This is a genomic window from Mycobacterium interjectum, from assembly GCF_900078675.2.
GTDB classification, from domain to species: Bacteria; Actinomycetota; Actinomycetes; order Mycobacteriales; family Mycobacteriaceae; genus Mycobacterium; species Mycobacterium interjectum.
In genome coordinates this window covers 4,005,326-4,024,243 of the sequence record NZ_LT546237.1, presented here as the reverse complement: position 1 = coordinate 4,024,243, position 18,918 = coordinate 4,005,326, and the positions used below count along the sequence as shown (strand labels likewise).

General features: G+C 67.9%; 20 protein-coding genes. 11 read left to right on the top strand and 9 right to left on the bottom strand.

Translation table 11 applies throughout. The features are described from left to right. Nucleotides 1-8: 8 nt before the first annotated feature. From BN4348_RS53890 to BN4348_RS53880, 3 genes are all read left to right on the top strand, one after another. Nucleotides 9-488 carry a VOC family protein gene (locus tag BN4348_RS53890; RefSeq protein WP_066916845.1) on the top strand — a complete coding sequence of 160 codons (480 nt, stop codon included), beginning with the start codon at nucleotides 9-11 and terminating at the stop codon, nucleotides 486-488. A gap of 1 nt (nucleotide 489) precedes the next feature. Then, nucleotides 490-1,461, top strand: a complete 972-nt coding sequence (locus tag BN4348_RS53885; RefSeq protein WP_066916843.1) for an LLM class flavin-dependent oxidoreductase — start codon at nucleotides 490-492, stop codon at nucleotides 1,459-1,461. A 537-nt stretch (nucleotides 1,462-1,998) separates the two neighbouring features. Beyond that, on the top strand, nucleotides 1,999-3,423 hold the full coding sequence (locus tag BN4348_RS53880; RefSeq protein ID WP_066916930.1) for a hypothetical protein: 1,425 nt from the start codon (nucleotides 1,999-2,001) through the stop codon (nucleotides 3,421-3,423). A gap of 4 nt (nucleotides 3,424-3,427) precedes the next feature. On the opposite strand, the gene BN4348_RS53875 is transcribed toward BN4348_RS53880, so the two are convergent. The 5 genes from BN4348_RS53875 to BN4348_RS53855 are packed head-to-tail and all read right to left on the bottom strand — an operon-like array spanning nucleotide 3,428 to nucleotide 7,473. Next, the gene (locus tag BN4348_RS53875) at nucleotides 3,428-4,537 is read right to left on the bottom strand and encodes an NAD(P)H-dependent amine dehydrogenase family protein (protein WP_066916841.1); all 1,110 of its coding nucleotides are present in this window, start codon (nucleotides 4,535-4,537) and stop codon (nucleotides 3,428-3,430) included. Then, nucleotides 4,534-5,139 (bottom strand): TetR/AcrR family transcriptional regulator, encoded by a 606-nt coding sequence (locus tag BN4348_RS53870; RefSeq protein WP_066916839.1) that lies wholly within the window; start codon nucleotides 5,137-5,139, stop codon nucleotides 4,534-4,536. The genes BN4348_RS53875 and BN4348_RS53870 overlap by 4 nt, the downstream gene beginning before the upstream one ends. Further along, a complete protein-coding gene (locus BN4348_RS53865; protein WP_066916837.1) occupies nucleotides 5,136-5,909 on the bottom strand; it encodes an SDR family NAD(P)-dependent oxidoreductase in 774 nt (257 codons plus the stop codon). The genes BN4348_RS53870 and BN4348_RS53865 overlap by 4 nt, the downstream gene beginning before the upstream one ends. Next, nucleotides 5,906-6,403 carry a VOC family protein gene (locus BN4348_RS53860; RefSeq protein ID WP_066916835.1) on the bottom strand — a complete coding sequence of 166 codons (498 nt, stop codon included), beginning with the start codon at nucleotides 6,401-6,403 and terminating at the stop codon, nucleotides 5,906-5,908. Before BN4348_RS53860 ends, BN4348_RS53865 begins: the two co-directional genes overlap by 4 nt. Further along, complete coding sequence (locus BN4348_RS53855) at nucleotides 6,400-7,473, bottom strand: NAD(P)H-dependent amine dehydrogenase family protein (RefSeq protein ID WP_066916832.1); 1,074 nt, start codon at nucleotides 7,471-7,473, stop codon at nucleotides 6,400-6,402. Before BN4348_RS53855 ends, BN4348_RS53860 begins: the two co-directional genes overlap by 4 nt. A 98-nt stretch (nucleotides 7,474-7,571) precedes the next feature. On the opposite strand from BN4348_RS53855, the gene BN4348_RS53850 reads away from it, so the two are divergent. Beyond that, nucleotides 7,572-8,435: an SDR family NAD(P)-dependent oxidoreductase gene (locus BN4348_RS53850; RefSeq protein WP_066916830.1), complete on the top strand. Its 864-nt coding sequence runs from the start codon at nucleotides 7,572-7,574 to the stop codon at nucleotides 8,433-8,435. A gap of 65 nt (nucleotides 8,436-8,500) precedes the next feature. Here the strand turns inward: BN4348_RS53850 and BN4348_RS53845 are convergent, their stop codons facing one another. Further along, on the bottom strand, nucleotides 8,501-9,307 hold the full coding sequence (locus tag BN4348_RS53845; RefSeq protein ID WP_066916928.1) for a lysophospholipid acyltransferase family protein: 807 nt from the start codon (nucleotides 9,305-9,307) through the stop codon (nucleotides 8,501-8,503). A 176-nt stretch (nucleotides 9,308-9,483) separates the two neighbouring features. On the opposite strand from BN4348_RS53845, the gene BN4348_RS53840 reads away from it, so the two are divergent. The 5 genes from BN4348_RS53840 to BN4348_RS53820 are packed head-to-tail and all read left to right on the top strand — an operon-like array spanning nucleotide 9,484 to nucleotide 14,618. Beyond that, a complete protein-coding gene (locus BN4348_RS53840) occupies nucleotides 9,484-10,560 on the top strand; it encodes an SDR family oxidoreductase (RefSeq protein WP_066916828.1) in 1,077 nt (358 codons plus the stop codon). 41 nt (nucleotides 10,561-10,601) lie between these two features. Next, the gene (locus tag BN4348_RS53835; RefSeq protein ID WP_066916826.1) at nucleotides 10,602-11,957 is read left to right on the top strand and encodes a WS/DGAT/MGAT family O-acyltransferase; all 1,356 of its coding nucleotides are present in this window, start codon (nucleotides 10,602-10,604) and stop codon (nucleotides 11,955-11,957) included. A gap of 6 nt (nucleotides 11,958-11,963) precedes the next feature. Continuing rightward, nucleotides 11,964-12,449: an NUDIX domain-containing protein gene (locus tag BN4348_RS53830; RefSeq protein WP_066916824.1), complete on the top strand. Its 486-nt coding sequence runs from the start codon at nucleotides 11,964-11,966 to the stop codon at nucleotides 12,447-12,449. A gap of 3 nt (nucleotides 12,450-12,452) precedes the next feature. Further along, nucleotides 12,453-13,358, top strand: a complete 906-nt coding sequence (locus BN4348_RS53825) for a haloalkane dehalogenase (protein WP_066916822.1) — start codon at nucleotides 12,453-12,455, stop codon at nucleotides 13,356-13,358. A gap of 30 nt (nucleotides 13,359-13,388) precedes the next feature. After that, nucleotides 13,389-14,618, top strand: coding sequence for a cytochrome P450 (locus tag BN4348_RS53820; RefSeq protein ID WP_066916820.1), 1,230 nt, complete (start codon nucleotides 13,389-13,391; stop codon nucleotides 14,616-14,618). Between the two features lie 80 nt (nucleotides 14,619-14,698). On the opposite strand, the gene BN4348_RS53815 is transcribed toward BN4348_RS53820, so the two are convergent. Together BN4348_RS53815 and BN4348_RS53810 are read right to left on the bottom strand one after the other, a co-directional pair. Next, complete coding sequence (locus tag BN4348_RS53815) at nucleotides 14,699-15,067, bottom strand: hypothetical protein (protein ID WP_066916818.1); 369 nt, start codon at nucleotides 15,065-15,067, stop codon at nucleotides 14,699-14,701. Nucleotides 15,068-15,107: 40 nt separating this feature from the next. Further along, nucleotides 15,108-15,557 (bottom strand): hypothetical protein, encoded by a 450-nt coding sequence (locus BN4348_RS53810; protein ID WP_142308764.1) that lies wholly within the window; start codon nucleotides 15,555-15,557, stop codon nucleotides 15,108-15,110. A 167-nt stretch (nucleotides 15,558-15,724) separates the two neighbouring features. On the opposite strand from BN4348_RS53810, the gene BN4348_RS53805 reads away from it, so the two are divergent. After that, on the top strand, nucleotides 15,725-16,120 hold the full coding sequence (locus BN4348_RS53805) for a hypothetical protein (RefSeq protein ID WP_235852815.1): 396 nt from the start codon (nucleotides 15,725-15,727) through the stop codon (nucleotides 16,118-16,120). Between the two features lie 56 nt (nucleotides 16,121-16,176). Here BN4348_RS53805 and BN4348_RS53800 read toward each other — a convergent pair whose 3' ends face one another. Further along, entirely contained in the window at nucleotides 16,177-17,247 is a 1,071-nt protein-coding gene (locus BN4348_RS53800; RefSeq protein WP_066916813.1) for an ATP-dependent DNA ligase, read from the bottom strand. Nucleotides 17,248-17,272: 25 nt separating this feature from the next. Between BN4348_RS53800 and ligD the strand changes: the two genes are divergently transcribed. After that, nucleotides 17,273-18,313, top strand: coding sequence for a non-homologous end-joining DNA ligase (gene ligD, locus BN4348_RS53795; RefSeq protein ID WP_096866212.1), 1,041 nt, complete (start codon nucleotides 17,273-17,275; stop codon nucleotides 18,311-18,313). Nucleotides 18,314-18,918: the final 605 nt, after the last annotated feature.

The window sequence follows — 18,918 nt, the reverse complement described above, 5'->3', positions numbered from 1 at the left end:
GACTCACAATGACATTCGCTCTGCACCCCGAGGACTTCTACCACACCGGCATCATCGTGCCCGACCTCGACGCGGCGATGGCCAGGCTGAGCGCGCTGGCCGGCTACCGGTGGATCAATCCGATGAGCTACACGCTGCCCTTTCGCACCGCCGCCGGCGTCCGCGAACTGACCTCGACGATCGTCTACTCCTTGCAAAGCCCCCACGTCGAACTCGTGCAAGAGGTGCCCGGAAGTCCGTGGACGGCCGCGCCGGGCAACGCCGTCCATCACCTCGGCTACTTCAGCGACGACCTCGCCGAGAGCGCCGGGGCGCTGGAGGCCAACGGCTTCACTTTGGAGATGACCGCCGACACTCCCGGGTCCGATCTCGCGCTGTTCGCCTACTACACGGACGCTTGTGGCACCCGCATCGAGATCGTCGATCGCGCGCTTTTTCCCGACTTCCCCGCGTTCCTGAACTCGATGGCCGGCCCACCGGAGGTTTGACGTGCTATTGACCGTGCTGCGCTTCAATTTTGCCTCCCCCCAAGGTGATCCGCGCGTGCAGAGCGAACTGCTGGCGGCCGCGCTGGAACTGGCGCAGTGGGGCGAGTCCCGCGGAATCACCTCCATCAGTGTCGATGAGCATCATGCGACCGGGCACGGGTGGAGCTGCAACCCGATCATGGCGGCGTCGATGTTCCTGGCGCGCACTACGACCCTGATCGCCAGCGTGGACTGCGCGCTGGGGCCGCTGTGGAATCCCGTCCGACTAGCCGAGGACATCGCGCTCGTCGACAACATGAGCCGCGGCCGGCTGCACACCACCGTGGGCCTGGGCTACCGCACGATCGAATACGACTCGCTCGGCATCGATTTCGGACGGCGCGGCGCACTGATGGACGCCCTGGTCGAGCGGATGCTGTCCGTCTGGTCCGGTACCGGGGCCGACGCGGGAGTATGCACCGGTACCTGGACACGGCCGCATCCGCCGCTGTACGTCGGCGGCGGTTCGCGCGTCACCGCGCGGCGCGCGGCGCGTTTTCGGCTGCCGCTCAGCCTGGCCGACCACCTGCCCGGGATCGCCGCCTACTATCGCGAGTTGTGTTCCGAGGCCGGCATCAAATCCCTCATCCTCATGCCTGGGCCGATCAATCGCGGGATGATCTACCTGCACGAGGATCCGGACCGGGCCTGGGCGGAATTCGGCGACCACATCCTCTGGGAGGCAGTCACTTACGGCGGATGGTCGGGCGAGGAGCGTTCGCTCATGCACCTGCCCGGGGTGCAGACCCTGGACGAGGTCAAGGCGTCGGGGCGGTACCGGTTCCTGACCCCCGACCAGCTCATCGCCGAGGTGCGAGGGTCCCAGCAGTACGGGCCGCTCGTGCTGCATCCGCTGGTCGGCGGGATGCCGGTCGACGAGGCGTGGAAGTCGGTTCAGCTGCTCACCGACAAGGTACTGCCGGCGCTCGGCTGATTGCGCCGAATCCGCGACTGCCGATTGCGCGCGCGGCCGACGGATCGAGTCCGAATGTGGATCCGAAAGGAGGAGGCGGCTGAGCCGCCCAGGTTCCCGGTGGCGGCGCATCAACCGCGCAGGGGATCGGCCAAAGTCACCTGCCCCACCGAGCACCCGATTATGGGTGTGAATAAGGGGTACGAGTCTTGCGTCGTTAGGCGATCACAAGAATGGGGGACCCGATGAGATCTGGAGTACTGACGGCAATCGCGGCGCTTGGTGGCGCTGCCGTAATCGGCTTGGGGGCCGGCTGCGGCGTTGCCGCCGCAGAAATTTCGGCAACGAATGTGCCGGCAGCCCCGTCGGCGCCCACGTCGTCCAGCCCTGCGCCACCGCCACCGCCCGCACCCCGGATACCGTACGGAGGCGGGTACTCGAATTCCGCTCCGGGCGGCGGCGGCGCAGCTGGTGGCGCGGGCGGCGGTGCCGGAGGAGGAGCCGGCGGCGGCGGATNGATCAGCACGAGCGATGGCGAACAACGAAGGCAGGACAAACGTGACACCACGAATCAGCGGGATCTTCGTGGTTCCGTTCCTCGCGACGCTGGCGATGCTGCTCGCGCCGTCTGCCTGGGCCGACACCTACACCGACCAGGTGGTGGGCCGCTTCGATGCGCAGACCCACGTGGTGGCCGACGCCGCGGGTCGGCCGCCGCTGGAAAACGCCGACAAGCTGAACCAGCAGATCCTCACCAGCCGGTGGGCGTGGAGCCCCGCCCCGCCGGTGTGGGTGGCCGCGGTGGCGCCCGACCAGACCGGTGTGACAACGCCGGACGCCATCCATGAGGTCATCGTGGGCCGCGATCCGGGGTTCAGCGGCGTCATCCTGGTCATCGACGCCAAGGGCTATCACGTGCGCGCCTACAACGTGCCGAGGGTGATCGCGGACAGCGTGGACCCGTTCCTCCGACAGTCGGCCAAGGAGCACCGCAACGACCCCTACGGGGCGACCAGTGACTTCGTCAGCAAGCTGTCCGGCGTGACCGCCGCGCCCGGTGGCACGGCGACGACCTCTCCCGTCGGCAGCGCCAGGCACGGCGGCTTGGCTGCACTGTGGACGGCGCTGATCGTGATCGGCGTCGCCTTGGCGGTTGTCGGCCTGATCTGGTTCGCCGTGAGCCGAAGCCGCAAGCGCCGCAAGGACAACGAGGCGCGCGAGTGGGTCAAGGGGCAGTTGATCGCCGCCGAGTCCGAGGTCGCCGATCTCGACAACGCGGTGATCGCCAACGCCGACATCGACGTCAGCGCGGAGTCGCTGAAGGCGAACGCGGGTCTGGGCGACGCCCGAAAGGCTTACCAGGCGGGCGATTACACCGCGGCGCGGGCGCACCTGCGGGCCGTGCAGGCCACTGTGCACAAGGCGAACCGCAAGCTGAACCCGGGGCCCAACGTGTCCGCCGTGACGTCGGTGCCGGAGCCGGACCGCAAGCAGGCCACGGTGCAGGTGAAGAACCCGGACACCGGGCAGTACGTGACGATCAACAACAACAACTACAGCACCACCCCGCAGCCCGGCTACGCGAACTACTACCCCGGCGGCATGTACAACGGGATGTTTTTCTACCCCGGCTACTACCCGTACGCGTTCTGGGGGCCGGGCTGGGGTTGGGCCCTGGCCGATGTCCTGTTGATCGACGCCATGCTCGACGACCATTGGGGCGGCAGTTACGACCGGGGCTTCGACGCCGGATGGGATTCGGCGACGGCGAATCAGAGCTTCGACAGCGCCCCGAGCGGCGGCTACGACAGCCAGCAGGGCGACGTCGGCTTCGACGGGGGCTACCAGTACTCAGGCGGCGGCGACGCCGGTTTCGGCGGCAACGACTCGGGCGGCGGTTATGACTCCGGCGGCGGATTCGACTTCGGCGGCTCGGACTTTGGCGGCGGGTTTGACTCCGGCGGGGGCGACAGCGGCTTCTGAGCCTTCAGAAGGCGGAGATCCCGCCGCGGTGCGGGTGCAGCGCTCCCACCGGTGAGGTCAGCGGGAGATGCAGCGCGTCAACGATTCCCGGCTCGGCCTCGCAGACCCAGGGGATGGCGTTGACCGCGCGCATGCCGGTCGCCAGCAGGCCGTGATCGTTGTGGCTGTCGCCGGGCCGATACCCGACTTCGAATTCGGCATCGAAGCTCGGCTCACCGTCGATGACGACGCGCCAGATGCCATCGGTTCCGCCCGTTCGGCCCTTGGGCCAGTCGGGGGCGAGGTCGTCGGCGATGCGGTCGACGTGCTCGATGGTGATGACCTCGACGCCGTCGACGACCCCGATGCAGCGCGCCCGGGTGGCGCCGACGGTCCCCGCTTCGACAAGGCCGAACGCGGTGGGAATATCACGCGGAGTCGCCTGGAACTCGCACGTTTCGCGGATGTCGTCGAGTTGCACCCCCAGCGCGTCGGCCACCATCGTGACCGCGGCGCCCCAGCCCCAGCGGAGGACGCCGGGCATCATCAAGCCGCCTTGGTAGTCCAGCGGCTGGCCGAATCCGAACAGCTCACGCATGTCGTATTCGGCCGGGTACTCGGAGTAGTTGGTGATTTCGATGCCCCGCACCGAATAAACCTTGTGCGACATCGACATCAGCGCGACCGGGAACAGGTCGGCGCCGAACCCGGGCTCGATGCCGCTGGAGAACAACGAGCTGCGGCCGGCGTCCGCCGCGCCGCGGATCGCATCGATCACCTTGCCGGGCAGCGAGCCGCGCGGGTACACGAGTCCGGGTATCGCGGTCGTCACCGCGTTCTTGCCGGCGGCCAGGATTCGGCACAGGTCGCCGATCGCTTCCTTCATCCGGGGTGGCGCCGGCGCCGCGTAGACGACGCAGTCCGCGTCGCCGCCGAGGATCGCCGACTCGTCCCGGGTTGCCAGGACGCCGACGGGATCGATGCCGGCGAGTTCGCCGGCGTCCTTGCCGTTCTTGCTGTCCGAGTGCACCCACACCCCGACAAGATCGAGGTTGGGGCGGTCGGTGACGGTTCGGATCGCGTACTTCCCGACTCCGCCGGTGGCCCACACCGCGACTTTGTACGTGTCCTTCACGAGATCGACTTCCTTTTCCAGTGTCTGCCCTTGACCGCCTCGAGGGCCTCGATGACGTAGAGATCCAGCGTTCGCGGGGCCCCGGATTGCCGCACCCACTGCTGGAACGCGAAATCGGCTGCCGCGAAGGCAAGTTGGACCAGCAGCCCGGGGCGGATGTCGTCGGTGGGGTTGGCGCCCATCCGTTCGCCCACCAGCTTGGCGGCGCGTTCCTTGTCGGCGGGCGTGTGGATCGTGGCCTTGTCGAGCAAGCCGGGCGCGACCAGCAGGGCTTCTCGCCACTCCTCGACGTCGGCTTGGTCGAACGAGCGGATCCGCGCGACGATGGCGTTGATCAACGCGGCATCCGGCGACTCCCTGGGCGGCCGCTGTTCGAGCAGGTTGACGATGGCGGCGCCGCCGTGCCGCACGGGGGCCAGCAGCAAATCCTCCTTCGTCGGCACGTGGCGGAAGAAGGTGCGCGGGGAAACGCCCGCGGCCGAGGCGATTTCCTCGGTCGTCACCGCGTCGTAGCCGCGCTCGATGAACAGCCGGAACGCCGCGCGCCGGATCTCGGCGCGGATTTGTGCGCGCTGCCGATCCCGCAGGGATTCCTCGGTCATCGGAAACAGCCGATGCCACCGTCGACGTGAATGGTCTGTCCGGTGATGAACGTCGCATCGGTGCCGAGCAGGAATGCCACCAGCGCTCCGACGTCGGTGCGGACGTCCCCGATCCGCTTCATCGGGACGCGCCTCACCGCCTTGGCGTAATCGTCGGGCGCGAACTGCTTCCACAGCTTGACGCCGTCGGACTCGGCGAACGGGCAGATGACGTTCACGCGGATGTTGTCGCGGCCCCACTCCAGTGCGGCGACCTTCGACAACCCGCGGATGGCCTCCTTGGCGGCGGCGTAACCGCCCCACCTCGGCTCGCCGCCCGTGCCGGTACCCGAGCCGAGGTTGACGACCGACCCACCGCCGGCCGCGACCATCACCGGGTGCGCGGCCTGCATGAGCAGGAATGTCGCGCGGGGGCCGACGTCGTAACCGAGTGCCAGGTCTTCGGTGGTGACATCGACGAACGGCTTGGGCTCGTTGGTGGCGATGGCGTTGTTGACCAACCCGTGCACGGTGCCGAAGGCGTCGACCGCGGCGGCCACGATCCGCGGGGCGTTGCCGGGGTCGCGCAGGTCGGCGACCAACTTCTCCACCGGACCCGCCGATTTCAGTTCGTCGGCGGTGGCGCTCAGGGCGTCGGACTGAATGTCGACCAGCAGCACCGACGCGCCGCGCTCGAGCAGTGCGGCCGCGATGCCCTTGCCGACGCCCTGCGCGGCGCCGGTGACGATCGCGACGTGGCCGCGCATCGATGCCGGGTGGCTATACGTCATCGCGCGGGCCCGATGTGCAACGGCACGCCGCGGTGCATCTCGTAGGTGCTGCGGACCCCGTTTGGCAGCTCGATGAACTCGACCGGCGTCCCGTCGGGGTCCTTGACGAAAAACATTCGCACCCCGCCGATTTCGAACGGATCCTGGTCGGGCGTGTAGCCCGCCGAGCGCAGCCGGCGGTGAGTGTCATCGAGGTCGCGGACCGACAGCGAGACGTTGTGGATCCCTGTGCTGGCCCGGCGTGCCGGTGGGTCGGCGGTGGGCTTGGCCCCTAGCGAGAGCAACTCGACCATCAGCCCACCCAGCAGGCCACCGACCACCCGGCCCTCCTGCTTTCTTTTCGCGTGCAACGCCGCATCGAAGGGCTCGCCGGAGATCAGCGTGTCGAAGACGACGTCCATGCCGAGCGCGTCGCGGTAGAACGCCAGCGCGCGGTCCATGTCGGTGACGCCGACGACGAGGTGGCAGAACGACACATCGCCCAGGAGGGTCATGGCCTGGCCGCCGCAAGATCGGGGGCCGGGCGGCCCGCGAACAACGGCAGCTGGAGGTAGGTCTTGATACCGGGCGTGGCGGCGCAGACATCGGGGATGGCGTTCACGCAGTGGTTGGCCGTGGCGACCACGCCCGGATTCTTCACCAGCCCTTCGGCGATCGTCTCGGGTTGCAAACCCTTGAAGGTGAGGCTCACGGTCGGGTCGCCGGTGATCTCCACTTCGAAGCGTTCGCCGCGCCCGCCGAAATTCCAGGCCGGCTCCAGGTCTTCCTCGCCCATCAACCAGTTCACCGCGGCGGTGATGACCGGTTCGCCGTCCACCAGGGCCTGCCAGCGGAAGCGACGCGCGGCCACCGTTCCCGTGGTGATCGGGAAGGGGGCGTAGTCGATGTCGGCCGTCGCCACCGCGACGTCCTGGATGGTCCGGATGTTCGGTTCGATGCGAAATCCCATGTGATCGGCGATCATTCGGACGGATTGTTTGAAGCCCGCGTCGAGCAGGCCGGCCATGGGGCCTTGCATCGCCTCCTCGGGCGTGCCGCCGAACCCCATGATGTGGCGCACGACGTCCGGGGCGTTGTAGGTGCGGATGTCGGAGAACTCCTCGGCACGCACGTGCGTGACGGCCGACGACAGCGACGACACCATGAGCGGGAACCGTTCGGTGATGCCCCCCGGGTGGATCCCCGAACCGTGCAGGGTCACCCCGCCCTCGAGTGCCGCGTCGGCCACCGCCTGGTGACGGGGGTTGCCCGGATCCGGGTACACCCAGCCGACCGGCGTGACCACGTTCTTGCCGGACCGCAAGATCGCGATGACCTCGTCGTCGTTGGGGACCAGGGGGCTGTACACGACGCAGTCCGCGTCGAGGGCCAGCAGCTCGTCGACGTTGGTGGTGGCGGCGACGCCGAGTGGGGACGCGCCGATGATGTCACCGACGTCGGCGCCGTCCTTGCTCGCACTGTGCACCCAGCAGCCGACCAGCTCCAGCTGCGGATGATTCAGCACGCACGCGATGGCCGCCTTGCCGACACCGCCTGTCGCCCATTGGATGACGCGGATGTTCATGTGGCCTCCCGAGTACACGCCTTTACACGCCAACGGCTGAAATGGCACAGTATGACCCGCTGACAGTCACTGTCAATGACGCACAGGAAGGCCTGACGATGGGCGCCCTCGACGGCAAGATCGCGATCGTCACCGGAACCAGCCGCGGCGTGGGCGTGGGCATCGCCCACGAATTGCTGCGCGCGGGTGCCACGGTCATCGGCTGCTCACGCTCGCCGCTGGCGGCCCTCCCGGGCGTCGACGCGGAACCCGACTGGGCGGCCCGGGCCCACCAAAAGGTTTGCGACCAAGGCGATTACCACTCGATCGACTCGTTCGTCGCCGACGCCGTGGCCGCCCACGGGCGCATCGACATCCTGGTGAACAACGCCGGCGGCACCGTGCCGGCGCCGCACGCCGAAAGCATTCCCGAACTCGTGCAGCGCATCCAGGGCGCGCCGCCGAGCGACGACGACTATGAGCGCACGGCGCTGTTTCACGCGTACGCGGTGCAGATGAACCTCATCAGCCCGCTGTGGTTCGCGATCCGCGCGTACCGGCAGATGAGCACCCAGGACGGGGTGGGCTGCATCATCAACATCTCCAGCGGCGCCGGGCACCCCGCCGGGTCTCCCACGCTGGTTTCCTACGGGGCGGCCAAGAGCGGGCTCAACCAGCTGACCCGGTCGCTGGCCGAGGAATGGGGGCCCAAGGTCCGGGTCAACTGCGTCGCGCTGGGCCCGACGATGACGGAGAACTTCCGGTCGTTCGTCCTGCCGAAAGACGACCCGACCGGCGAGAAGTACTTCGCCGCCGTCCCGCTGCGCCGGGCGGGCGAGCCGGCGGAGGTGGGCCGGGTCTGTGTGTTCCTCGCGAGCGGCGACGCGGACTTCGTCAACGGCACCACCATCGAATGCGACGGCGGCATGCTGCCCGGCGTCCTCTACGACGCGGGCCTCAAGACCATCACGGACCTGCTGTAGGCGCTGCGCCGATCGACGGCTTTGGGGAGGCAGCACCTGATCGCCGCGTCGGCGTGGTCGGTCGCTCAGCCCAGGATCGGGAGCCGGCGCTCGCGCGCCAGCGCGTCGAGCGCGGCCTGCATGACCGAGCGCACGTAGGCGTCGACCTCATCGACGTCGGGATCATCGCCGAACCTCGCGGCGACGTCGATCGGCTCCAGCACCTGATAGACGATCTTGGCCGGCAACGGCATGTTGGCGGGGAAGAAGACCGTCATACCGAAGGGGAAACCGATCGTCACCGGGAGGATCTCAATCCGAAAGCGCTTGAATCGCAGCCGCTTCGCGAGCCAATTGCCCCGGGTGACGAATAGCTGCGTCTCCTGACCGCCGATTGACACGGCGGGCACGATCGGCACGCCCGCTTCGATTGCGGTCCGCACATATCCGGTTCGGCCGCCGAAGTCGATGACGTTCTGGCTCAGCGTCGGTCGGAACGCGTCGTAGTCGCCGCCCGGAAAAGCCAGCACGACTGCGCCCGAGCGCAACACCTCGCCGGCGTTTTCCCGGCTGGCATGGATGACGCCAAGGCGGCCCAACGCCGCGCGGAACGGCGTGAAGAACACGCCATAGTGGGCGAGGGTGTACAGCGGCCGGTCGTAGCCGAACCTGCCGTAGAGGGCTGGGGCCAAGACGTTCCAATCGGGCGTCAGCACCCCACCGGAATGGTTGGACACCAACAAGGCGCCGCCGGCCGAAGGGAAGGTTTCCAAGCCCCGCACCTCCGGCCGAAACCATCGGTTGATCACGGGAGTCACCGCGTTGATCAGAAGCTCGGTGAAGGTGGGGTCCCACTTGGCCATCTCGTGCGGGGCCGATTCGTCGCCGGCCATGTTCACTCCTGCGCTGCAGTCCAATGCAGTCATGCTCGCGCAGCCGTGGGGCGCCGTGGCAGAGCCACAATTCCCCGTTGCCGGGGACCAATGGCGGCCGTGGCGGGTCAAAAGACCCGTTTGCACGACGCCGCTCGTCGATAACCTCAGTGTCGGGGTGAGCTAGAGGTGCAGTCATGACAGTATTGATGACCGGATTCCCCGGCTTTCTCGGCAGCGCATTGCTGCCGGGCATCCTCAAACGCGTTGACAGCTCCGCGATCTGCTTGGTGCAGCCCAAGTTCACGCCGCTCGCGGAGCGGCGCGTGGCCGAGCTGAGCGCCGCCGATCCGTTCCTGGAGGGCCGGATCGCGGTGGTCGAGGGCGACATCACGCAGCCCGGTCTGGGCCTCGCGGCGGATGCGCTCACCGGGGTCACCGAGGCGTGGCACCTCGCCGCCGCCTACGACCTGGCCGTGCGCCACGACGTGGCGGTCCGGGTCAACGTCGAGGGCACCCGGAACGTCCTGGATACGCTCGAGCGCTGCCCCATGCTGACGCGACTGCACTACTTCAGCACGTGCTACGTCAGCGGCCGCTACGCCGGCCCGTTCGGCGAGGACGACCTCGAGGTCGGCGCCCCGTTCAACAACTACTACGAGGAGACCAAGAACCTCGCCGAGGTCCAGGTCCGCCGGCGCATGGCCGCCGGCATGCCGGCCACCGTCTATCGCCCCGCAATCGTCGTCGGTGACAGTCGCACCGGTGAGACGCAGAAGTTCGACGGGCCCTACTTCGTCATGCAGTGGCTGTTGCGACAGCCACGCCGCGCGCTCCTGCCGCTGGCCGGCGACCCGACGGCGACGCGGGTGAACGTGGTGCCGCGCGACTTCATCGTCGAGGCGGTCGGATACCTGAGCGGCCTTCCGGCGTCGGAGGGCCGAACCTATCAATTGGCGGACCCGCGCCCGCTCACCGTCGAGGAGATCGCGGAGGCTCTCGCCGAGGCGACGGGCCGGCAACTCATCAAGGTGCCGTTGCCGCGGAAGCTGGCCAAGGCGTCCCTGGCGCACGTGCCGGGGCTGTACCGCTTGATGCGGATCCCGCCGGAGGCGGTCGACTACTTCGCCCACCCCACCACCTATCTGACCGACCATTGCCGCGCCGACCTCGCGGGCAGCGGCATCGAGGCGCCCCCGTTCGGAAGCTACGTCGATCGGCTCGTCGAGTTCATGCGCAGCCATCCCGACGTCGGGTCGGCGGCGATGTTCTGAGAGGGCTTCGCGTCGCAGGCCGTTGGGGGTCTAATTGGTGGATGGAACTGATGATGCCCACCGACGCGGTCTTCCTGCTGGGGGAATCCCGTGAACACCCCATGCACGTCGGCGGCTTGCAGTTATACGAGCCACCACCGGGCGCCGGTCCCGACTTCGTCCGTGAGTTCACCGACGCCCTGATGTCCAGCGACGAATTCCAGCCCACATTCCGCAAGCACCCCGCGACGATCATGGGCGGGATAACCCCCATGGCCTGGGCCTACGACGACGAGGTCGACGTCGACTACCACGTTCGACGCTCGGCGCTGGCGTCACCGGGCCGGGTCCGCGAACTGCTGGAGCTGACGTCTCGGCTGCACACCAGCCTTCTCGATCGCCACCGCCCGCTGTGGGAGCTGTATGTGGTGGAGGGACTGAAGGACGGCCGGTTCGCCATGTACTGCAAGATGCATCACGCGCTGATCGACGGCGTCTCGGCGCAGAAGCTGATGCAGCGCGCGTTGTCGAACGATCCCGATGACCGCGAGATTCGCGCGCCGTGGAGCCTGGCGAAGCCCAAGCGCAAGTCCAGCCCCACGTCCCGGGTGGGCTCACTGCTCCGGACGGCGGGATCGGTTGCGGCACTTGGTCCTTCGACGGTGTCGCTGGCCCGCGCCGCTTTGTTCGAGCAGCAGGTGACGTTGCCGTTCGGCGCCCCGCGCACCATGCTGAACGTCAAGATCGGGGGCGCCCGCCGGTGCGCCGCCCAGTCCTGGTCGGTGGACCGCATCAAGAGCGTCAAGCGGGCCGCGGGGGTGACCCTCAACGACGTCGTCCTGGCCATGTGCTCGGGCGCGCTGCGCTACTACCTGCTCGAGCAGGACGCGCTGCCGGACACGCCCCTGGTCGCGATGGTCCCGGTGAGTCTGCGTCGCGAGGACGAGGCCGACGCCGGCGGCAACCTCGTCGGGGCGATCCTGTGCAACCTGGCCACCGACGCCGACGATCCCGCCGAGCGTCTGCAGGCCGTCAGCGAGTCGATGCGCAGCAACAAGAAGGTGTTTTCCGAATTGCCCCGAATCCAGGCGCTGGCGCTGTCGGCGATGAACATGGGCTCGCTGGCCTTGGCGGCGGTCCCGGGTTGGGTGAACTCCACGTCGCCGCCCTTCAACCTCGTCATATCGAACGTGCCGGGGCCCCAGGAGCAGCTGTACTGCGGGGGTGCGCGCCTCGACGGCAACTACCCGCTGTCGGCCATCCTCGACGGACAGGCGCTGAACATCACCCTGGTCAGCAACGCCGGCAATCTCGATTTCGGTCTGGTCGGATGCCGTCGCAGCATTCCGCACCTGCAGCGCCTGCTCGCGCATCTGGAGTCGTCGCTCAAGGATCTGGAACGCGCCGTCGGGGTCTGACAGCCGATGCCGACGCTCAGCGCGGGTGTGCTGTTGTACCGGATCGCTGACGGCGTCGTCGAGGTCCTGATCGCACACCCGGGTGGACCGTTCTGGGCCCGCAAAGACGATGGCGCCTGGTCGATTCCCAAGGGCGAGTATGCCGACGGCGATGACCCCTGGGCCGTCGCGCAGCGCGAGTTCCATGAGGAACTCGGCCTGCCGTTGCCGGCCGGCCCGCGCATCGACTTCGGCGCGCTGAAACAACCGAGCGGCAAGGTGATCACCGCCTTCGCCGTCGGGGCCGACCTCGACGTCACCGACGCGCGCAGCAACGCCTTCGAAATGGAGTGGCCCAGGGGCTCGGGCCGGATGCGGGAGTTTCCCGAGGTCGACCGGGTTGGCTGGTTTACGGTGGCGCGGGCACGCGCGAAGCTGCTCAAGGGTCAGCGTCCTTTTCTCGATCGGTTGCTGGCCCACCCGGCGCTGGCGGGACTAGACGAAGGGACTTGAACCATGCAAACGCTCCGCACTCCCGAGGACCGATTCGACGACGTGCCCGACTTCCCTTATGCGCCAAGGTATTGCGAGATACCGGACGGCGAGGGCGGTGGGCTGCGGGTCGCCTGGGTGGAGGACGGGCCACAGGATGCCGACCCCGTTCTCATGCTGCACGGCGAGCCGTCCTGGTCGTACCTGTACCGCAAGATGATCCCGATACTGGTTTCCGCCGGGCACCGCGTCATCTGCCCCGACCTGGTGGGGTTCGGTCGCTCGGACAAGCCGACCCGGCGCGAAGACCACAGCTATGCCCGCCACGTCGAATGGATGCGCGCCGTCGCCTTCGACGTCCTCGACCTTCGCGACGTGACCCTGGTGGGCCAGGACTGGGGCGGGCTGATCGGGTTGCGGCTGGCGGCCGAGCATCCCGAGCGGTTCGCCCGGCTGGTCGTCGCCAACACCGGCCTGCCGAACGGCGAGCAGCCGATGGCCGACGTGTGGTGGCGCTTCCGGGAGGCCATCACGACGGCACCGAACCTCAACATCGGGTCGTTCGTCCAGGGCGGGTGCCGCCAGCAGCTCAGCGACGAGGTGCGCGCCGGCTACGACGCGCCGTTTCCCGACGACGAGTACTGCGCCGGGCCGCGGGCCATGCCCGGCGTGGTGCCGACCGCGCCGGATGACCCCGCCGCGTCGGCCAACAAGGCGGCGTGGGCCAAGCTGGCCGTGAGCCCGACGCCCATGCTGGTCGCGTTCAGCGACAGCGACCCCATCACCGGGCCGATGGCCGCGATTTTCCAGCGCGAGATGCGCGGTGCGCAGGGCATCGACCATCCGACGATCCGCGGCGCCGGGCACTTCCTGCAGGAGGACGCCGGCGAGGAACTGGCCGACCACATCGCGGAGTTTCTGCGGCGCTGAGCCCGCCGGCGGGGCGCGCAGAATGTGAGCATGACGACCGCCGCCCAAGCCGAGTCGCAGGGGCTGCTGCTGCAGCTCCTCGACCCGGCCAACCGCGCCGACCCGTATCGGCTCCTGGCACAGTTTCGCGACCGCGGGCCGCTGCAGCTGCCGCAGACCAGCCTGACGGTTTTCTCGGCATACCGAGACTGCGACGAGGTACTGCGGCATCCGTCGTCGAGCAGCAGCAACATGAAGTCGACGGTCGCGAAGCGCCAGCTCGAGGCGGGATTGTTGCAGCCCCGGCCGTTCCCGCCGGGTTTTTTGTTCCTCGATCCGCCCGATCACACACGGCTGCGCAAGTTGGTCGCCAAGGCGTTCTCGCCGAAAGTGGTCAACGCGCTGCAACCCGAAATCGTCGCGCTGGTGGATGGACTGCTTGATCGGATCGCCGCGAAGGGCGAGTTCGACGTCGTCGAGGATTTCGCCTATCCGCTGCCCGTGGCGGTGATCTGCCGGCTGCTCGGTGTGCCGCTCGAAGACGAGCCGCAATTCAGCCGGGCCTCCGCGGTGCTGGCGCAGGCGCTGGACCCCTTCTCGACGATCACAGGCGTCCCGCCGGACGTGGTGAACGAGCGGATGCAGGCGGTGCGGGGGCTACGCGGCTATCTCCACGACTTGATCGAGCGGCGCCGGTCAGAGCCGGGCGACGACCTGTTGTCGGGCCTTGTCGCGGTGGAGGAGTCCGGTGATCAGCTGACCGAAGACGAAATCGTCTCCACCTGCAACCTGCTGTTGATCGCCGGACATGAGACCACGGTGAACCTGATCGGCAATGCGATCTTGGCCATGCTGCGGAACCCGACGCACTGGACGGCCTTGGCCGCCGACCCGGGTCGGGCCCCGGCGATCGTGGAGGAGACCCTGCGTTACGACCCACCCGTGCAACTGGCCGGGCGAGTTGCCGCCGCGGACATGACGATCGGAGACGTCGACGTGCCGGCCGGCGACATCATGATGGTCCTGCTCGCCGCGGCCCAGCGTGATCCCGCGGAGTTCGACCGGCCCGACAGCTTCGACCCGGATCGGGGGACCCTGCGGCACTTGGGGTTCGGCCGCGGAATTCACTATTGCCTGGGCGCGCCGCTGGCACGGCTGGAGGCCGGGGTCGCAGTGTCAGCGCTGACGGCACGCTTCCCCGATGCGCGGCTGGCCGGCGAACCGCGCTACAAGGCGAACGTCACGCTGCGCGGTTTGTCGGAGCTAATGGTCGCCGTCTAGCGGCGATCGCAAGCGCGCGTTGGGGGCACCTCCCGCTTGCGGGGGACCGGGCGCTGCGGGTCGCCACCATCGGAGTGCGATCAGCCGCGTTCCCACGGCGCGGTTTCGCCCATCTTTTGGTAGTACTTCGCCAGGTGGCTTTTGACGCGGCCGACGTCAGCCTTGGGCAGATCGATGCCGCCGCGAGCGCCGTCCATGATCGCGCCCGCAATCATCACTCCCCGCGGCACCGCTTTGAGTTCGCCGCCGATCACGTCGGCGAACAGCAGCTTGTAGGCCGTGAAGTTGTCCTTTTTGCCGCTGTCGTACCAGATGTGGGCGTTTCGGTATTTCTGGTTCGGTTTGTCCTGCGCACCGGCCCACTTGCGCACCCGCTTTTCGGCGGCGGCGCCGTCCCACGCGCGGTCGCGGTCGGCCAGCGGCAGATCCTTGAATGCTGTTACGGACATCTTTTCCGCGTGCCCGCATCAAGCCCCGGATAAACGCTGACTAACCCTCGGCTGCGGCGGCCTGGGAGACGTCGCCGGCCGGGCTGGCTGCGGTTAACGCGATCGAAACCGGTACGGGGGTGGCCATCTCGATTTTTCCGTGCGGGTCGTAATAGGCGCCGATCGTGTACTCGCCTTCGGCATCGACCGGGAAGCTCAGGTTTTCGGTGAAGCACCGGTACTTGGACGGTCTGTCGCCGTCGTCCGGCCAGTGCCACGACGCCTCGAGGCTGCCGCACGGCACCCCCGCGGGATCTTTGCACACGACATGCAGTTCCGCGTCGTAGTCACCACCGGACCGCGCATGCACCACAAGAACGATCGGAACTATTGCAAGCAACGGGATTTGGTCGACCCGATACCACGTCGTGGGGATGCCGGTGGCATAGATCGCGCCGTTATCGTCCAGCGCGGCAGTGCCGGCCACGAACAGGGCCGCGATATTCAGCATCACGACAGCTTAATTCCGCAAGAATTTCGCATGTGATCGGCGGTAGTTTTCGGCGCGGCGAACTGAAGTTGGGACCGGTAGCAACGCGGTCGATATCGAATTGCATAGCTAAGCGGCCCATCAGGGCCCCGCCATCGGAAAGGACCACGATGAGCAACGTTCGTTCCATGACACGACGAATCGCGCGGGCAGCAACGACCGCGTTGGTGGCCGGCGGTGTCGGTGTGGCGGGCCTGGGCCTGACCGTGGCAACCGCCCACGCGCACCCCGGCCCCGTGCCGCTGAACGCCTGGCCCGGCTGCCCGAACGATCACCCGCAGGGGCCCTGCCACTGGTGCCCTGGCCAACCGCTGCCGCCCACCGGAAATCACGTCACCAACCCGGTGATTTGGGACAACAACGTCTGCCACACCTACTACTACGTCTACTTCGGCCAGGGGAACGTCGCCCAAAACATCTGGGACGGGGACAACCCACCGGCGCCGCCCCCGCCGGCGCCGCCGGGCCTGATCAACAAAGACAACTGCCAGCAGATCCTCGGGATCTTCTGCCCTCACGCCTGATCGGACGCGTGGCGATCGCAAGCGCGGCGTAGCCGGGCGCGGCGGGTCGCCACCATCTAGGCCGGCCCGAGGCCGGGCACGATGTCGCCGAGGCTGATGGTCACCGGCTGCTCGAGCTGCGCGTAGGTGCACGAGCGCGGGTCGCGGTCGGCACGCCACCGGCTGAACTGGGCGGTGTGCCGGAACCGCGGGCCTTCCATGTGGTCGTAGCGGACCTCGACCACCCGCTCGGGTCGTAGCGGCACGAACGAAAGATCCTTGCCGGCGTTCCAGCGCGAGAATTCGTTCTTGCGCGGGGTCCGTTCGCCGGCCTGGTGCGCGGCCCAGTTCCACGGGTGGCCCTCGAAACCGGTTACCAGCGGCTGCAATTCGGCGAACAGCCGTCGCCGTTCGGCCATCGGCAAGGCGCCGATCACACCGACGGACGCGAGCTGGCCGTCGTCGGTGTAGAGCCCGAGCAGCAGCGAGCCGATCGCTTCGCCGCCCGACTTGTGCACCCGATAGCCGGCGACGACGCAGTCGGCGGTCCGCTCGTGCTTGATCTTGAACATCACGCGCTTGTCCGGCTGATACGTGACGGTCAACGGCTTGGCGATGACGCCGTCGAGTCCGGCGCCCTCGAACTCCTCGAACCATCGTCGCGCGGTATCCAGGTCGGTGGTCGCCGGCGTGAGATGGATCGACGGCCCGGAGCCTCCCAATGCGTCGACGAGGGCGGCGCGCCGTTCGTTAAACGGGCGCCCGGTGTAGTCGTCGTCGCCGAGCGCGAGCAGGTCGAACGCGATGAACGAAGCCGGCGTCTTCTCGGCCAGCATCCGCACCCGCGAATCGGCCGGGTGGATCCGCTGCTGCAGCGCCTCGAAGTCCAGGCCGTGGTCGGTCGCGACGACGATCTCGCCGTCGATCACGCAGCGTTCGGGGAGTTCAGCGCGCACCGCCGCGACGAGCTCGGGGAAATAGCGGGTCATCGGGCGCTCGTTGCGGCTGCCCAGCTCGACCTCGTCGCCGTCGCGGAAGCAAATGGACCTGAACCCGTCCCATTTGGGCTCGTAGGACGCGTCCGGCGGCATCGACCGCACCGGTTTGGCCAGCATCGGCGACACCGGCGGCATGACGGGCAAGCGCATGAGGTCATTGTGCTGGAATCATCATGTGGCTGTTGCAGCGGAGGAAATCGACGTCGACGGCATTGCGGTGCGGCTGACCAACCCCGACAAGGTCTACTTCCCCGCGCTGGGTTCGGAAGGGACCAAGCGGCGGCTCGTCGAGTACTACCTGGCCGTAGCCGGCGGGCCGATGCTGACCGCGCTGCGCGACCGGCCCACCCATCTGCAGCGCTTTCCGGACGGCATCGATGGCGAGGAGATCTACCAGAAGCGGGTACCGCCGCACCACCCCGACTACCTTCAGACCTGCCGGGTGACGTTCCCGTCGGGACGCACCGCCGACGCGCTGAAGGTGACCCACCCGTCGGCGATCGTATGGGCGGCGCAGATGGGCACGGTCACGCTGCACCCGTGGCAGGTGCGTTGCCCGGACGTCGACCATCCCGACGAGTTGCGCATTGACCTGGATCCGCAGCCCGGCACCGACTTTCAGCAGGCGCGCTCGGTTGCCGTCGATGTGCTGCGGCCGCTGCTCGACGAACTCGGCCTGGTCGGCTACCCGAAGACCTCCGGGGGCCGCGGGGTGCACGTGTTCCTGCGCATCGCCACCGACTGGGGCTTCGTCGAGGTGCGCCGCGCGGGCATCGCCCTGGCGCGCGAGGTGGAGCGCCGTGCTCCCGACGCCGTGACCACCTCGTGGTGGAAGGAGGAGCGCGGCGAGCGGATCTTCATCGACTTCAACCAGAACGCCCGCGACCGCACCATGGCCTCGGCGTATTCCGTGCGGCGCACGCCGATCGCGACGGTGTCGACGCCGCTCACGTGGGACGAGCTGGCCGGCGCCGATCCCGACGACTACACCATGGCGACCGTGCCCGACCTGGTGCGGCGCCGGTCCGATCCGTGGGCCGGCATGGACGACGTGGCCCAGTCGATCGCGCCGCTGCTGGAGATGGCCGACGCCGATGCGGAGCGCGGACTGGGCGACATGCCCTACCCGCCGAACTACCCGAAGATGCCGGGGGAGCCGAAGCGGGTGCAGCCCAGTCGAAATAAGGACTTGAATAGGACTAGTAAGTCTCAATGAGGGCCCGAGGCGGCCCAGCATGGCAGTAACTCTTTTGTGGGGGTCAGGCAGCGCGGCAGACGAGCTGCATGCCGCCCTGGAAGCCCGGCCTGTGTCCGAGAAGTGCGACGCGAAAGCGGTGAGTACACGTGATGATCCTGCGCGCCCTGGAGGACGACGATGTCGGGAGAGATCCTGTTGTGCGGTCAGGTGGAGCCCACTGAAGGTCCTCTGCGTGCGCTGAGCATTTTGCGTGAAGCTGCTTGGGCCGCAAGCACTTTTCGATAAGCCTTGTGACCCCAGGGCTGAGTGGGCGGACTTCGAGCCCGCAGAGCCAAGATGTCGGATATGCAGGGATCCCGATGTGCGCCTTCTGGTCAACGCGGCGCGCTGGGCTGGCGTGGTGTCCCGCTAAAACTAGGCCGTGGCGAGAAACATCCGAACGCACCCGTCGCGACGCATCCTGCCGATGTACATGCCGACCGGAACCCAAACCAAAGCGAGATATTGTCGCGTGGGTGCGTTACAGGCCGGCCGTCGACGGTCCCTTTCGAGTAGTCGAATCGAGGCGATAGGTGCCGTCTAGTGGTGGGGCAACAACCACCGGCGGCGGTTGGCTGATGGTT